A 17,469-nucleotide genomic window follows, 5' to 3' on the forward strand; every position below is an offset into this window, starting at 1 on the left:
TCTTTATATGGGTAAAAGCTTTTTTTGTAACGACATATTATAATTCTTATTATTTGTTTTTATTTAGATTCACTAAGATTAGATAATATTTGCTTTAATTTATTTATCTCATCTATTAAATCAGAAATTTCTTTCTTTTTCTTGGCAAACTCTTTATTTGTAGCACTTAGAATTTGGCCTACATTTTCTTTATTTTTCAACTCTTTTTGAATGATATTATTGATATTACTGATTTCCTCACTAATATCATTAGCTTGGCTTATTATTTCTTGAAGTTTATGCTTATTCTTCTTTAATTCTTCATTTTTATTTGAAAGACTTTGTTTATTAGATTCAAGATTTTTCTCAGATTTATTAAGTTGCTTTTCGAGACCTAATTTAGCAAATTCTGAAGCATGCTTTTGTTGTAGAACTAGATTTTTTTCATTTTCAATAGAACTAAATAATTTTGTTTTTTCAACTACGTTCTTATTTGCTAATTCAAGTCTTTGTAATACTTGTTTCTTATTTGCTTCTAATTCATTTAGTAATTTTTTAACTTCTTCAATTTCAACAACCTTAGTGTTTAAATTATTACTATCCTCTGCAACCTTTTGCTTTGCGTTTTTTAAGTTTTTGCTAGCATTATTTTTATTTTCTTTAGCATCAATAAATATTTTTTCTTGATTATTATAAGCTTCTTGTTTTCATTGTACTTCTTTATTTTTATTATTTAATTCTATCTTAGCATATTCAAACAATTCATAAGCCTTATCTTGCTTTTCTAATGAAACATCTAAATCCTGTTGTGCCTTTGCTTCTGCTTGTTGCACGCTTTTTTCTATTTTTTTAGACTCTTCTAAATCTTTTGTTTTTTGATCCTTAATTTCTTGTTTTGATATAAATTCCTTGTTAGCGCCTTCTAATATTTTTTGAGTTTCTTCTTTATTTCTGAGATCATTTTGATTTTGATTTTCAACTTCTTGTTTTAGCTTTTTCTTTTGGTCTAATTCTTCTATTTTTAATGATTCATTTGCAAGTTTTTCTTCATATTCAGCCATTGCTTGATCATTGCTATTTTTTGCTTCATCTAGTTCTTGTTTGACTTTTTCTACTTCATTTGTTAAGCGATTTAGATCACTAGTTAACTCATTTATTTTTTGTGTTTGGGCTTCTAAATTGCTATTATTTATTTCTTTTTGTTTTTGTAATTGGCTAAGATTAGATTCGGCATTTTTAATTTCTTCTTCTTTATTAGTTTTTTCTTTTAATTTACTTTGTGTTTGCGATTGCAATTTTTTTTCTTCGGCAAGTTTATTGTTCTTTTTTTCATTAGCATTATCTAAAGATTTTTGTGCTTCTTGCTCTGCGAGTTTTGCTGCTTCGAATTCTTGTTGCGCTATTTTTAGCTGTTCTTGCTTCGTTTGCAATTCAGTATTCTTGGTTTGAACATCTTTTTGAGCTTGTTCTAATTTTTGATCAGCTTTATTTTTTTCTTGTTGCAATCTAGTTTCATTTTGCGAAGCAGTTTCTACTTCGCTAACCTTGGTTTCTAAGAGTTTTTGTTTTTTTAACAAATCCGTTTGTGCTTGATTATACTTCATTTCAGCGCTATTTTTTACTTCTTCAGTATGTGAAAAATCTTGATTTGCTTTTTGCAATAGTTTATCTTTATTTGCAACTTCTTGCTTGGCAGTTTCTAATTGCTTTTTAGCTTCCGCAAGTTTTTGTTCAGCCATCGCTTTTTCGGAGCTAGCTTGATCTTTTTGCGACATTAAATTATTCTTAACTTCTTCCTTAGTCTTTAATTTCTTATTAGCTGCATCGATTGTTTTAAATGTTGCCACATATTGTTTATTAAATTCATCATATTTTTTATTTGCATCATCAAATTCGCTTTGTTTGGCAATTATTTTTTCGTCCAATTTAGAATTGGCAAGCTTTTGATTTAATTGTTTATTTTCTTCGTTTATTCTATCAATGTCTTGTCGATTTTGTGTAAGTTCTTGTTTAGTTGTTTCAATTTCTTTTTGTTTTTTAATCACCTTATCTTGCATGTTATGAATATCAGCAAAATAATCATGGTATTCATGAAATTGTTGTACCCAATTAGCAAAGTCTGCATCGCTAAGGCCTCCTTCTAAAAAATCCTTCAATTCAGGATAATCCTCTAGATCAAAAGGTTTTCTATCATATAAATTTGTGCCAACTATTTCTATAAATTTTACATGCGCTTCAATTTCTTGATAACTTTCTCGACTTGTATCTATAACCGATTTAGTAACATCTATTTGTTTATTAAGTGATGAAACTTCACCTTCTAAATTAGACAATTTATCCATTTTTTCGTTTAATTTCTGGTTTTGTCTTTCTAAGTTTTCTTGATTTTTTTTAAGTTGCTGATCTATTTTCTCTTTTTCACTTCTTAATTGTCTTAATTCAGTATTATTTTTATCTTTTTCTTCTGTTGCTTTTTCTGTTTTTTCTCTAAGTTCATCACTTTTTCTTTGTTCCTCTAATAATGTTTTTTGTGCTTGTTGAAATGCTTCCTCGGCTTGCTGATAATCTCTTGCAGCATTTTGTTCCTTCTTACTCTTTTTGGCAAAATCTTCTTCAAGACTTGAGATTTTCTGTTCAATTTGAGATTGTTTTCCTTCTGCTTCTTGCTTTTCAACATTTGCCTTATTTTTAATTTCTTGTTTCGAAGCTAACTCGCTTTTCTTATTATCTAATTCAGTTTTTGTTTCTTTTTCTTTATCTTTAGCCTTTTGTAATTCAGATTCAGCTACCGCTTTTTCGCTATTCTTTGTTTGCAAATCATTTTGCGCATTTTGCAATTTTTGATCAGCTTCTTTTTGGTTTTTTATTGCTTCCGTTTCTTTATTTCTAGCCTGTTCTAATTCCCTATTCGCATTGAGCAAAGCATTTTCTAATTCTTTTAGTTTTTGTTGCTTTGTTTCTAAAACTTTTTTTGCATCTTTAAGCTTTTGTGTTAATGATATTATTTCATTTGATATATTTTGAATTTCTTGTTCGACTTCTTTAGTTTTGTTACTTAATTCAGTATGTTGTTCTGATAATAATTTCAATTCATCTTTTTTTGATTCTAGTTCTCTTTGCAATTCGGCTTCTTTTAAAACAGAATCATCATAAGCATCAGATAATTTTTTCTTTTGTAATTCAGCATCTTGTTTTTCTTCAAGTTTTTGTTGCTTAGCTTCATTTTTAGCTTTTAAATCATTTTCTTTTTCTTTTAGTGTTTCTTTGGTTTTATTTAGTTTAGTTTGAGCATTATTTTTTTCTTTTTTGGCTTCTTCAACAGCTCTTAATGCTAGATCTACCTCGCGAGATTTTTGTACTAAATTATCACTACTTTGTTGTAATGCTTGTTGTACCTTTTTTAATTTATTTGAAGCCTCTTCTTTTATGGCACTTGCCTCATTTAATTCTCTGGTTGCAATATCAAGAGCTTGTTGTTTTAAATTAACATCTTCACTTTTTAATTGTAATTGTTCTTTAGCTTGATCTAAGAGTTTTTCTTTTTCTATAACTTCCGCATTTAAAAAATCCATTTTTTTCTTAGCTTGGCTATAGCTAGCTTCTGCTGAATTTTGTTGTTTTTTTAAACCTTCTAACTCGTTCTTTAATGTTTGCAAGGCATTATTTTTTAGATCAAAATCTTGTTCTGCTTGTTTAAGTAATTCTGATGCCTGTTTTTCTTTTTGTTTAGCTACTTCAAGATCATGCGATATTTTATCTTTAGCTTGTTGCTTGTTGCTCAATTCCATACTTTTTTTATTAATATCACTTTCGATATTTGAAATTGATTTTTTGGCATATTCAATATCTGTTTTAGCATCAGCCAATATTTTTTTAGCTTTTTCTAATTCACTAGTTTTTGATAACAATTTTTCTGATTTTTCAGTAAAAATCTTATTTGCAAAATCAAAATTTGATTGAATTTTTTTATGTTCTTGTTTTGCTTTTTCTAATTCCTTTTTAGCCTCATCATATGCTTTTATTAAACTCACAAATTCAGCTTCTAGCTTTATTTGTTCATTTTTGATTTCTTCTAACTTAATCCTAGACTCACTATTTTTTGCTTCAAGATTCTCGATATTTTTCATTATCTCTGCAAACTTATTTTTAGAATTTTTTTGTTCTTTTTTGATATATAGCAATGCTTTTTTAGCTTCTTTTAACTGCTTTTGTTTTTGCGAAATAATTATGTTATATTTAGATATATCTTCTGTTTTTTGTGCAATTGATTTATTCTTATTATAACGTGCATAGATAAATGCGGAAATACCTGCGACCACCAGCCCTGTTGACAATCCTAAACACAACGCTAATGTACCCTTACTTCTTCTCATTATTAAATACCGCCCTAAACATTTTTATTAATTGATTCTATTTATTAGTTTTTAGCATACTAATAATCTCAAATTATATATATATATATATGAACGAATATCGTCTAAAACAGGGCGCTTTTTAGCTTTTTCTAGTGATTTTACTATCAAGAAAGCAGTTGTTTATTGAAAGTATTCTATTGATTTATTCCTATGTTTATCATAAAATTTTTATGTTTTAGAAAACAAAAAAACATCTTGAAATATAACAAGATATTTTTTGTTAAAACATTTTTTGTTTTCATTTTGATAAACTTCATTAATTATTATAGATTTTTAAATAACTGATAGCTTATTTTTTATTTGTTCTAATTCCTTAATTTTGTGCTCTAATATTTTTGCTTTTGATAATACATCCATCGCCAAAAATGAAATTGCTTTATCCGTATTTTCAACACTTGCTTGAATATCTATAATTTGCTGTTTAAACGACTCTTTTTGCTTAAACAACGAAGCTAATTCATTTTTAGCATTTTGATATTTTTGTATTAACATTTCTTTTTGTTTATTTAAATCTTTATATTCACTATCAATCTTATTAAGATTTTCTGAGTTCATAATTTGTTCTTTTTTATTTGCAATTTCTAGAACTTCTTCAAGTTTCGCTTTGTTAGATTCTAATGTTTCTTTTTCTTTAAATAGGTCTATATATTCTTGTTTTACTTGATTAAATTTTTGGGTTCTGTGCTCTACTAAAATGTTTGCGGCTTGAAAGTTATTTAAGGCATAATTGTAATTTTCTCTAGCCTTTGTTAGCTCCTTATAAGTTTCAGCAACCTTTTTTTTATTATTTATGTTTTTAGTACCAATCTTATTATTATATTCATCAAACGAAGCTCGAAAGGCTTCATAAGCAATACGAACTTGCTTTTCAGTGTCTTCTAATTTTTTAGCTACAGAAGAAATTTTTTCATTTAAATCACTAATTTGTTCAGGAATTTGATTCGATAATTGCTGTTCAACATTATCCTTATTTTCCTTTTCACTCATAAAATCATGGTAATAATCTTGTACATCAGAAACTAAACTCTTTATTGCTTCAACATTTTTAATCTCTTTTTTTAGCGCTTCGTTTAATTGATTATTAATTTTATCATACTCAGATTTTCGTTTGTTAGTATCCTCTTTATATCAATGTAATCGTTCCTCTAATTCGGATTTCCTTTCATTTATATGATCTAAATCTTGCATTAATGATTCATATTCTTTTCGAACTTCTTCCAATTCCTTTTCTTTTTCAGCAAATTGCTCGTGTACTTTTTCATGTTTAGGTCTGAGAACAAATCTTATATAACGACCAAACTCTGCCGCCGTTTCCTTAGCAGCAATGTGCTCATTAACTGCCTTTATAAGTTGTTCATTCATGTTTTTTAATTTTTCGCTAGCTATAACTAATTGTTTATCAGATTCTTGCTTTGCTAGTTCATTTTTTGTTATGGCTTCCTGTTTTAAGAATATATCGTTTTCTTTTTGCTTAATTCTTTTCTTTATTTGTTCTAATTCAGATGCTACATTTAATCTATTTTGAGTAGTTTGGTCTAATAACTTCTTAGATCTTTCAAGTTGTAGTGAGGTATTTGCAAGTTTTATATCTAAATTACTAATTTCATTCTTAAATTGTTTTATAGTTTGATTAAGACTAAAATCTCTGCTAGATAATTCACCTATTTCTTGATTAGTTAAATCAAGATTTTTAATTAAATCTTTTTGTTTAATTTTAGTGTTATTTAATGTATGCTGTGCTTTTATTAGTATTTTCTTTGCAACTTCAATCTCTTGTTCCTTCTGTTTAATGATCGAAATCCTATTATTTAATAAATTTTGATTTTTATTAACTAGTGAAACATAAGTTAATGTTGCTCCAGCAGTAACTACCAGCCCTGATGCAATCGCAAGGTATATTCCTAATTTATTTTTTTAGTTCTTCTCATAAAAATAACTCCTCAATGAATAAAAAATGGATTATATTTCACCACATATTAAATTAAACTAGATAAATTTTAGTCAAGATTTTAAACCATAAGTTTATTTACGGGTGGATCTTATATGATAATTATATATATATATATATATATATATATATTGATAAAAAGGTTAAAAATTCTTTAATAACCATTGAATATATGAAATATTTTAACTAATAAATTAATAATTATGTCTATAAATTCATACATATATTTATTTTTAGCAAATAAATAGCCTTCATTAAAAAGGTTTATAGTTGCGATTTTAAAAAATAAAAAAGGTGAGTTTAACACCTTTATTAAATTTTTTTATTTTAAATATTTACTTTTTTAGGATGGATTTTTAGTTAAAATCAATAGTTTTTGAATCTTCTTTTAGCTTTTTTAGCCTTTTTTGCTGTTCATCAATTATCTTATTGATAAAATTGTGCATTTTTTCAACGGCATTATATGGGGTAGTATAAAACGAATCAATTGGATTTTTTATATATATCTTAAATTGAATTTTTTCTCGCAATTCTTTAAAGGCTTGTTCACGATATTTAATAAGTTCTTCCTTAGGATAAGTAATACCAATATTAGATAAATCAGATTCCTTTATTGCTTTTCCATCAGGGGTAGTAAATGTATTTCCAAAATCTTTATATTGTGAATATGTTTTTTCTAAAGTTTGAACTTGTTTGATATAGTCTTTAACTAAATTAGCTCGTTGCTCAATATCTCAAAGAGTTGTTGTGCCGCCAATTGGACCATTTATCATATTAAAATAATCATAAATTTGATCCTCAATTTCTTCTATTTGAATTTCCAAAACATCTTCAAAAAAATTTTTAACCTTCTTAATTTCAGATTCAACAAAATCACTAAATTTAGTACTTATTTCATCTTCTAATTCTTTATGATTTTTTGTATCCTTCTTTAAATCTCTTAATAAAGTATCTTTTTCTTCCTGAGTAAATGGCAATTTTTTACCACTAAAAACTTCGAATAATGCATTTATTTTTTGATCACTTGTTATTATAAAAGGTTCATCATCTTCATCTCAAGGAACATTGTGTTCTGGTTCATTTGGAAACAAAACTATTCCTTTATCATTGTTTAATAAAAAATCAAAACCTTGCTTGCCTTCTTTTGATCTATCATAATGTTTATATAAATTCTTGTAATAAAAATTATCAATTACATTCTTAATTTCTTCATTAGTTGGGTCACTAAGATCAATTTCAATTTTTGGTGCTTCATTTTTTATATTATTTATAAGATTATTGTTAGTGTTAATTGAATCAACTGAGTCTAGATTAATTGCATTTTTAATTAATAGATCCGTAATTGGTTTATTTTGTTTTATCAAATCTGTAAGGACCTTTTTTGAATGATGTTTTTTTAAATCTTCATAAACAATTTTAATATTATCGCCAAACTGTTGATTTTTTTCTTTATTTGGAGTTTCTGGCTTCTTTGTTTCTGGGTTTTCTGGTTTCTTTGGTTCAGCTGGTTTTTCTGGTTTTTCCGGTTTAGCAGGATTTGCACATGATAGAGCCATAATTGGTGTTGCCAAAACAGGCAAAAATCCTAAAAAAAGTAATTTGCTTTTTTTCATTTTTTTTCCTTTCAATTTAGTATTTTTTATAATTATATGACCAACCAAAAAAAAAAAAAAAATAGCGCTTTTTTTAAAGAAAAATCATATTTTAAATTAAAAATTTATGGCTAATTTAACTTACTATACACTTTTTTTTCCATCACTTAATTTTTGTATAATATTTCTAATTTTAGGCTTAAAAAAACTAAAGTTTTATACTGTCATAAACTAATGCAAATAAAAACATAAATAATTCATTAATACATATTAATAAAAAAATGAAAGTCACAAATTAAGCTTAAATTAAACATAAAATAAATAGTTTATATATTAATATTTAAGAATTTTTTAACCGATATTTCATTTTTAAAAAATATATAATTTAATAATATATGTTATCGGCCTTGATTATACTCATTTTTTGTTTCACTAAAGGCATTTATAATAATTGATACACTAAATAAAATAATAAAAAACTCAAATCATTATTTGTGACTTGAGTCTAATTATTTTATTTTGCCTAATGTATTCTTATTTTTGGTTATTATCTAAATTTCTTTATTTAATTAGAATGTTCAATATTTTATTTTCAATATAAATAACTTTAATCACTTGCTTGTCTTTTAATCATTTCTTAATTGAATCAAGCTGCATTGCCTGCGTAACAATTTCATCATTATTCCAAATTGGTCGAATTTCTAACTGACCACGCAACTTTCCGTTAATTTGTACACCAATTTGCGGATTTTTTTCAATAATTAAATTAGTTTTGGCAATTGGCCATTTTTGGTAAAATATCGATTTTTCACCAATCATTTCCAAAAATTCTTCTGCTATATGAGGAGCGAAAGGTGAAAATAAAATAGCAAAGTTTTTAATAATTTCTAATGAATTAATTTTTTCAATATTCGCAAGAAAATTAATAAAGACCATAAACTTGCTTATTGCTATATTAAACTTATATTTTTCAATATTTTCACTAATATCCAAAATAAGTTGATTAATATTACTATCAAGTTCCTGATTTTCATCAGTTATATCAATGTTTTTTCTTAATTTATCAACAATAAGATAAATTCTATCGAGTCATTTTCTAATTCCGTTGAGAGAATCTGTATTTCATGACTTTGACTCAGTTAAGGGGCCCATAAACATCTCATATAACCTTAGGGCATCAGCACCATGTGATTCAACTAAACCATCAGGATTGATGACATTGCCAAGAGATTTTGACATTTTTTGTCCATCTGGTCCTAAAATTAAACCTTGGTTTATTAACTTTTGAAATGGTTCCTTGGTATTGACAATGCCTAAATCATATAAAAATCTATGTCAAAATCTAGCATATAATAAGTGTAATACGGCATGCTCTTGGCCGCCAATGTATAAATCCACTGGCAACCATTGATTAAATCTTTCCTTTGCTTCTTGACTATCAAGCGGCAAATATGTTCCGTCATCATTTTTTAAAATATAGGCCAGGAAATATCAACTAGACCCCGCTCATTGGGGCATTACATTAGTATCATGTCGATATATCTTATTATCAACTTCAACATATAATCAATCCTTAATGTTGGCAAGTGGTCCTTCTGTTGAGCCTGATGCTTTAATATTATTAACCTCAGGAAGTTTTACTAAATTATCAACTAAATAAATTTTATTATTTTCATCAAATAAAACCGGAAACGGTTCACCCCAATATCGTTGACGTGAAAATACTCAATCTCTCAATTTAAAATTAGTTTTATTATCAACGACGCCCATCGCATTTAATTTATGATAAATAACTTCTGTTGCTTGTGCTTTTTTAAGGCCGTTTGCGATATCAGAATTAATATGTTTAGAATCGTCAACAAACGGTAACTTCTCCGCTTCTAATACTTGTTTAATAGTTAGATTATATTTTCTTGCAAACTCATAATCCCTGGCATCATGAGCAGGAACAGACATTATTGCTCCTTCGCCATAACTCATTAAAACATAGTCAGAAACTCAAACCGGAATATTTTCATTTGTTAGGGGATGACTAACATATGCCCCAGTGAACAAGCCTGTCTTGTCTTTATTAAGTTGCGTTCTTTCAAGGTCGTTTTTTGTTTTTGTTATATTTATATAATCGATAATTAATTTCTTATATTCATCTGTACAAATTTCTAAAAGCAATGGATGCTCAGGACTAATAATAATCGATGAAACGCCATAGATAGTATCTAATCTGGTTGTGAAGGTTGCAATATTTTTCTTTGAATTTTTAAGATTTCATCTAACAATATGACCTTGTGATTTTCCGATTCAATTTTTTTGTAATAATTTTAAACTTTCGGGTCAATCAAGGCTAGCCAATCCCTCTAGGAGTTTATCAGCATATTTAGTGATCTTTAGGACTCATTGCTTCATCGGCTTCTTGACGACAGGAAAATTACCGCGCTCCGAAACTTTTTGCCCGTTAATTTCAATAATTTCTTCGTTGGCCAATACTGTGCCCAATCCTTCGCATCAATTAACGTCAATTTCCTCAATTGAAGCAAGTCCATGCTTATATAATTCCTTAAAAATTCATTGAGTTCAAATATAAAACTTGGGATCAGTAGTATTAATTTCTTTATCATAATCATATGAAAATCCCATTAGTTTTAATTGTCTACGAAAGTTATTAATATTTTTTATTGTGAAGGGGGCTGGGTGGTTTCCAGTCTTAATTGCATATTGCTCAGCAGGTAACCCAAAAGCATCTCAGCCAATTGGATGCAATACATCAAATCCGTTTAATCTTTTGTAACGTGAAATTATATCTGTTGCAGTATAGCCTTCAAGATGTCCAACATGTAAACCAGACCCCGAAGGATATGGGAACATATCAAGAATATAGGCCTTTTTATTGCTTTTTTTTGTTGTCTTAAATGATCTATTTTGTTCTCAAAAATCTTGTCATTTTTTTTCTATTAGTTTATGGTTATACATGTTATTAATTTTACATTAATATCTTTTTTTACAAATATAATGTTGTTTAATTTCTTGCAAAAAACATTAGCACTGTTTTTATATAAATTATTGTAAAATTTAATATATTATTTTTAACTGTAATACAACAAAACAATAAAGGAAAAAATATGGCTGAAGAAAGTAAAGATTATAAAGACACATTATTAATGCCACAAACAGAATTCTCAATGAAAGCAAATCTTGCTGATAAGGAAATTATCTTCCAAAAAAAATGAGAAGATGAACAACTATATCAAAAAATTTTAGCTTCCAACAAAGGGAATAAAACATTTGTTTTGCATGATGGACCTCCATATGGGAATGGGAATATTCATGTTGGTCATGCGTTAAATAAAATCCTTAAGGACATAATTGTACGATTCAAAAATATGCAAGGCTTTTATGCTCCATTTACACCCGGCTGAGATACTCACGGGCTTCCTATTGAACACAAAATGTTAGTAGAGCGAAAAATGACTGCAAAAGATTTTTCAGTTGTGGAACTAAGAAGAGCATGTGAAGAGTATGCCCTAAGTCAGGTTGCAAAACAAATGGAACAATTTAAAAAGCTTTCATTGCTAACTGATTTTAAAGAAATTTATGTTACTTTAGATAAAAGATTTGAAGCACAACAATTAAGACTTTTTAAAAAAATGCTATTTGATGGTTTGATATACAAGGACCTAAAACCAATATATTGATCGCCTTCTTCACAATCTGCCCTAGCAGAGGCTGAAGTTGAATACGCAGACCATATTTCACCATCAATATTTGTTGCCTTTAAGATTACAGAAGGCAATAATATTGTTTGTAAGGATGAAAAACTAATTATATGAACAACTACTCCGTGAACATTAATTGCAAATTCAGGTGTAGCTATCAATTCAGAATTTGAATACATCAAAATAAAAGTTAATAATACTACTTACATTTTAGCCGAAGGCCTAGTTGAATCAGTTGCTCAACAATGTAAATGAGAAAAATATGAAATTATTGGAAGTAGTTTCAAAGGTAAAGACTTATTAGGAATAAAATACGAAAGTCCAATTAATAAACTAATTTGTCCAGTCGTTGAGGGACACCATGTTACACTTGAAAATGGGTCAGGATTAGTCCATATGGCACCTTTATTTGGCGAAGATGATTTTATTATTGGAAATAAAAACAACCTTGAAAAAATTATGCACGTCAATGATGATGGGACATTAAACGAAAAAGCACTTCAATTTAAGAACATTTTCTATGATGATGCTAATCCATTAATTGGTAATTTCTTAGAGGAAAATAATTTGTTGCTTGGATTCAAAAAGATAAAACACTCATATCCTCATGATTGAAGAACCCATCTTCCAATTATGTATCGCGCCACTCCTCAGTGATTTGTATCCGTTAAAAAGATTAAAGATAAAATTCTAAATGAAATAAATAATGTTAAAACATATAACGAGTGATCAAAAAACCGTCTTGAATTAATGCTTGAAAATCGCGATACTTGATGTATTTCAAGACAACGAAGTTGAGGTGTTCCTATTATTGTTTTTTATGACAAAAACAAAAATCCAATATTGGAAGAAGAAATATTTGACTATGTCATAAATCTTATAGAAAAACATGGCTCAAACATATGATATGAAAAAACAGCGGACGAATTATTACCTGAAAAATATCAAAAACTTGGATACACTAAGGAAAATGATATTATGGATGTTTGATTTGATTCAGGATCAACTTCACTAGGCGTTAAACCAGCTGCTATTGAGGCACCATTTGACTTATATCTTGAAGGTTCAGACCAATATCGTGGTTGATTTAATAGCTCAATGATAAATTCGGTTGCTTGAAGAAATAAAAGTCCCTTTAAGTCATTTCTATCGCATGGTTTTACCCTCGATGGCAAGGGGCGCAAGATGTCTAAATCATTAGGAAATACAGTTGACCCGCTAGAAATAGTAAAAAAATATGGTTCAGATATTTTAAGATTATGAGCTGCAAACTCTGAATACACGGCCGATATTACAATTGATAATAAGATTTTGGAACAAAATGTCGAAATTTATCGTAAATTAAGAAATACAATCAAATTTATGCTAGGAGCACTATTTGACTTTGATTTTAATTATGTTAGTCTTGAATCTATTCATGCATTAATGTTTGAAAAAATAAATAACTTGGAAGCTAAAATTCTATCCTTTTACGAAAATTATAAATTTGTAAATGTTATTAAAGAAGTAAATAATTTTATCATTGATTTAAGTTCTTACTACATCACAATTACAAAAGATATTTTATATCTAAATAAACAAGATAACTATGAAAGAAGACAAGTTCAAACCGTTTTTGCCAAAACCATTAAAACTTTATTGCAAATACTTGCTCCTATACTTCCAACAACTATGGAGGAAGTATATCAATATTATAACGAACCTAATAAGCAAGAATCTGTACACTTATTAAAATGAAATCTAAATAAAACTTTTTCAACAAAGATAAGCGATAAATGACAAGAATTTTTTGATCTAAAAGACGAGGTTTATAGATTAATTGAAGAAAAGATTAAATTGCAAGAAATTAAGAGACAAAACGAGGCATTTGTAACTATTACAACTAAATCAGAATTCATAAAATCATTACCACTAGCTAAATTACTAATGATTGCTAAATTAACCATCGGAAACGAAATGAAGGTTGAAAAACGCGAATCATATAAATGTCTAAGATGTTGAAATCACTTTGAAAAAGATCAATTTAGTTTTAAAAATGAAATTTGCTTTAGATGCGAGGAGGTTATTGATGCAAGAAAATAAAAAGGAAAAATACTTTTCAAAAGAATATTGAAAAACAAATTGAAAATTCATTCTTGTTAACATAGCAATTTTTTTGGGAGCATTATTTATTTTCTTATTAATAGACCAACTTACAAAGGAATATATTTTTAGATGAAAAGATAAAAGCATTTTATCTCCAGATCTAGACTATGAAATCGGCAACAAATTTATAATCTTTAAATCAGTTTTTCACGCTGGCACTACTTTAGGTTTTTTTGAAAGCAATTTGCCAGTCTTGCACACATTTAGTTTTGCCATTATTTTAGGTTCACTATGAGGCGTAACTTTTGTTAGAGAAAAGCATTCAATATGCATAACTATTTTTCTTGGTTTAGTAAGTGCTGGATCTATGGGTAATATGATTGATAGATTTATATTCGGTGGCGTAAGAGATATTATGAATTTTCCGTGAGCAAACCAAGGTGTTTTAAATTTTGCTGATATTTGATTAGTTTTAGGAGCAATAAGTGTGGTTTTATCGATTGTAACCATACATTGAATAAAACATTATAAAAAGAACAAACTAACAAAAGACGAAAATAAGGTTTAACTAAACCTTATTTTTTTCGCTCTTTTTTCATATATTTGTTATATTTCCAAGTTTATAAATTAAAAATTTATAGGGAGGAAAAATGAAAAAATTAAGTGAAAAAGAATGTGATGAAATTGCTGGCGGATTTGCCATATCAGCCTTAATTACTTCTATATTAGGATCAATTCCAATAATCACCTCAGCAATAAGCTCTACCGTAGGTCTAATAAGATCAGTAAATTCTTCAAAGGGCGAAATTAAAACCAAAGATTTCAATGCAAAATGGGAGGATACTGATAATAACATTGGCTTCAATGTTGGCTTTCATTACTGCTTATAAATAAAAAACTAGGAAACTTTCCTAGTTTTTTATTATTAATCTTCTTTTTTTGAAATAAGTACTTATTTTTTTGATTTTTCTAATATCTTGTTAAATCTTTCTACACGACCACGTGCCTTAACGTCTGTACGATTTCCGGTGTAGAATGCATGACAATTAGAGCAAACATCTAAAGATACTTTTTCAGCGGTTGAACCAAAAATAAAATCTGTGCTACACGATGAACATGTTGCATGAATTTCAGAATATTTTGGATGAATTTCCTTTTTCATAGAATATGCTCCTTATATATTATTTATTGAAGTTAATTAACTAGCAAAAATTATAACATAAAAGCGTTATTTTTTACTCATTAATATTTTTTCATTTTCACTCAACAACTTCTGGCATATCGTAGCCAAATTCATGAATATATTCATTATGTTCTTGTATTTTTTTATTCATTAAATCGATAAAATTTTGTTCCTTAGAACCATATAATTTCTCTATTGCATCTTTAGCAATGTGATATCTATCCATTTCACTTAATTGTCTGATATCAAAACTAGTTGTTATATCACCATTTTCACGATAACCATGAATAATTAAATTGTGATTTGTTCGATCAAAGAATATATCTCTTATTAAACCTTCAAATCCATGGAAAGAAAACACAACTAGTTTATCTCTTGTAAATGCTTTATCAAATTCCTCGTCACTAATTCCACGTGGATCGATCTTAGGATTTCTTAATTTTAATAAATCAACAACATTAATATACTTGATTTTAAGCTTAGGAAAATGACTATGAACAATAGAAATTGCTGCTAGTGTTTCTAGGTTCGGTTCAACACCAGATGATGCAAAGACAATATCAGGCGTTTCTGTTTCCTTAACATTTGAAGCTCAATCAATAACCTTATAGCCTTTTTCAACAAGTTCTTTTGCTTCATCGATATTGAAAAATTGTTCTCGCGGTTGCTTAGAAGCAACAATTAGATTAATAACATTTCTTTCGGTTAATGATTTTTCCATAACAGCCAAAAGTGTATTAGAATCTGCAGGCAAATATTCTCTTATTAATTCAGGACGTTTGTCGGCAAGATGGCCTAAAAGGCCAGGATCTTGGTGCGTATAACCATTATGATCTTGTTGAAATGCTGTTGAAGTTGCAATAATATTTAGAGATGGATAATCATTTCTTCATTTCAATTCTAAAGACTTCTTTAATCACTTCATATGCTGAGTTAACATTGAATCGATAACCCGTAAAAAGGATTCATATGAAGCAAAAAAACCATGGCGTCCAGTCAAAACATAACCTTCTAAAAAGCCTTCAGCCTGGTGCTCACTTAATTGTGAATCAATAATTCTACCAACAGGACCAACAAATTCATCATATTTGTCCGAATATTCCTCTAATCATTGACGCTTAGTAACTCTAAAAAGTTCAAATAATCTATTTGATTTTGTTTCATCAGGACCAAAGACCCTAAAATTATCAGGATTTTTTGTTACAACATCAGCCATATATTTTCCCAGCTCAACCATATCCTGCCCTTTATTTTTACCAGGATATTCAACATTAGTAGCAAATTTTTCTCATGGAGATAAATCTAGATAGCGTGAATTGATTCCTCCGTTTGTTATTGGATTTGTTGCCATTCTTTGCTTACCTTTTGGAGCCAGGTTTTTAATTTCCGCTAGAATAGTTCCGTTTTCATCAAAAAGTTCTTCAGGTTTATATGATTTTAGTCACTTTTCTAACTCTTTAATGTGAGTAACATTAAAAGCACTAACAGGCAAGGGCACTTGATGTGCTCTAAAACTGCCTTCAATTGCTTGTCCATCTCAATCTTTTGGACATGTCCAACCTTTCGGGGTTCTAACAACTAGCATAGGCCATAATGGTCTTGTTGCATTATTTGGCCCGACTAATTCTGCCTTAGCCTTAATATTTAGAATATCTTCAATAGCTTGATCCATGATTTTAGCCATTTCTTGATGAATTTCAACACTAGTTTTATTGCCACTTCATTCAAAGAAATATGGCTTTCAACCTAAACCTAAAAAATATTGTTCAATTTCCTTTTTTGGTTTTCTTGCTAAAAGAGTTGGATTAGAAATTTTCCCACCATTTAGATGAACGATAGGAAGAACAACGCCATCATTCACTGGATTAATAAACGAATTTGAAAATCATCCAGCACAAAGGGGCCCAGTTTCGGCCTCACCATCGCCTATAACCGCAGCCGCAATCACACCAGGATTATCCAATATTGCTCCTGTTGCATGCGATAATGAATAACCTAACTCTCCACCTTCATGAATTGATCCAGGTGTTTCAGGAGCGGCGTGACTTGCTGTTCCACCAGGAAATGAAAAACGCTTGCACATTCGTTGTATCCCTTTTTCATCCTGTGAAATTTGGGGATAAATTTCTGAATAAGAACCATCCAAATATGAGTTAGATATCATGACTTGGCCACCATGTCCAGGACCCTCTATATAAAACATATTTAAATCATATTTATTAATAACACGGTTTAAATGGGTATAAATAAAATTTTGTCCAGGAATTGTTCCTCAGTGACCAATAGGATATAATTTAATATCATCTTTTGTTAATTCTTTTTTTAATAATGGATTGTTTCTTAAATAGATTTGAGCAACACTTAAATAATTAGCTGCTCTAAATCACTTATCCATTAATTCAAAATATTCTTTTTTATCAAAATTACTATTCATATTCCTCCATAATATATTTTTGCAAAAAATATAGTAATAATATTTTACATCAATTTATTAAGAAGTAAAGGGGTTAATGGCTAATCATACATAAAAACAAAAAATGTCCTACAATAAACATAG

At 28.3% G+C, this 17,469-nt stretch carries 9 protein-coding genes; 3 read left to right on the forward strand and 6 right to left on the reverse strand.

From position 1 onward, the window contains the following. Window positions 1-59 precede the first annotated feature (59 nt). The 4 genes from ACSH4Z_RS01830 to leuS form a co-directional block, all read right to left on the reverse strand. Entirely contained in the window at window positions 60-4,352 is a 4,293-nt protein-coding gene (locus ACSH4Z_RS01830; protein ID WP_438340908.1) for a hypothetical protein, read from the reverse strand. A 315-nt stretch (window positions 4,353-4,667) separates the two neighbouring features. Further along, complete coding sequence (locus tag ACSH4Z_RS01835) at window positions 4,668-5,756, reverse strand: hypothetical protein (RefSeq protein WP_438340291.1); 1,089 nt, start codon at window positions 5,754-5,756, stop codon at window positions 4,668-4,670. Window positions 5,757-6,698: 942 nt separating this feature from the next. Continuing rightward, complete coding sequence (locus ACSH4Z_RS01840; protein ID WP_438340292.1) at window positions 6,699-7,955, reverse strand: hypothetical protein; 1,257 nt, start codon at window positions 7,953-7,955, stop codon at window positions 6,699-6,701. Between the two features lie 540 nt (window positions 7,956-8,495). After that, on the reverse strand, window positions 8,496-10,901 hold the full coding sequence (leuS, locus tag ACSH4Z_RS01845; RefSeq protein ID WP_438340293.1) for a leucine--tRNA ligase: 2,406 nt from the start codon (window positions 10,899-10,901) through the stop codon (window positions 8,496-8,498). A gap of 149 nt (window positions 10,902-11,050) precedes the next feature. Here leuS and ileS point away from each other — a divergent pair, with 149 nt between their 5' ends. From ileS to ACSH4Z_RS01860, 3 genes are all read left to right on the forward strand, one after another. Beyond that, on the forward strand, window positions 11,051-13,726 hold the full coding sequence (gene ileS, locus ACSH4Z_RS01850) for an isoleucine--tRNA ligase (RefSeq protein ID WP_438340294.1): 2,676 nt from the start codon (window positions 11,051-11,053) through the stop codon (window positions 13,724-13,726). After that, entirely contained in the window at window positions 13,713-14,297 is a 585-nt protein-coding gene (locus tag ACSH4Z_RS01855; protein WP_438340295.1) for a signal peptidase II, read from the forward strand. Before ileS ends, ACSH4Z_RS01855 begins: the two co-directional genes overlap by 14 nt. An 82-nt stretch (window positions 14,298-14,379) precedes the next feature. After that, window positions 14,380-14,619 carry a hypothetical protein gene (locus ACSH4Z_RS01860; protein WP_438340296.1) on the forward strand — a complete coding sequence of 80 codons (240 nt, stop codon included), beginning with the start codon at window positions 14,380-14,382 and terminating at the stop codon, window positions 14,617-14,619. Between the two features lie 62 nt (window positions 14,620-14,681). Here the strand turns inward: ACSH4Z_RS01860 and rpmE are convergent, their stop codons facing one another. Both rpmE and ACSH4Z_RS01870 read right to left on the reverse strand, forming a co-directional pair. Then, window positions 14,682-14,891 (reverse strand): 50S ribosomal protein L31, encoded by a 210-nt coding sequence (gene rpmE / locus ACSH4Z_RS01865; protein ID WP_438340297.1) that lies wholly within the window; start codon window positions 14,889-14,891, stop codon window positions 14,682-14,684. A gap of 73 nt (window positions 14,892-14,964) precedes the next feature. Next, window positions 14,965-17,346 (reverse strand): phosphoketolase family protein, encoded by a 2,382-nt coding sequence (locus tag ACSH4Z_RS01870; RefSeq protein WP_438340298.1) that lies wholly within the window; start codon window positions 17,344-17,346, stop codon window positions 14,965-14,967. Between the last annotated feature and the right edge of the window lie 123 nt (window positions 17,347-17,469).

Origin of the sequence: Mycoplasma sp. 125, assembly GCF_051549845.1 — a bacterium.
Taxonomy (GTDB): Bacteria; Bacillota_I; Bacilli_A; order Mycoplasmatales; family Metamycoplasmataceae; genus Metamycoplasma.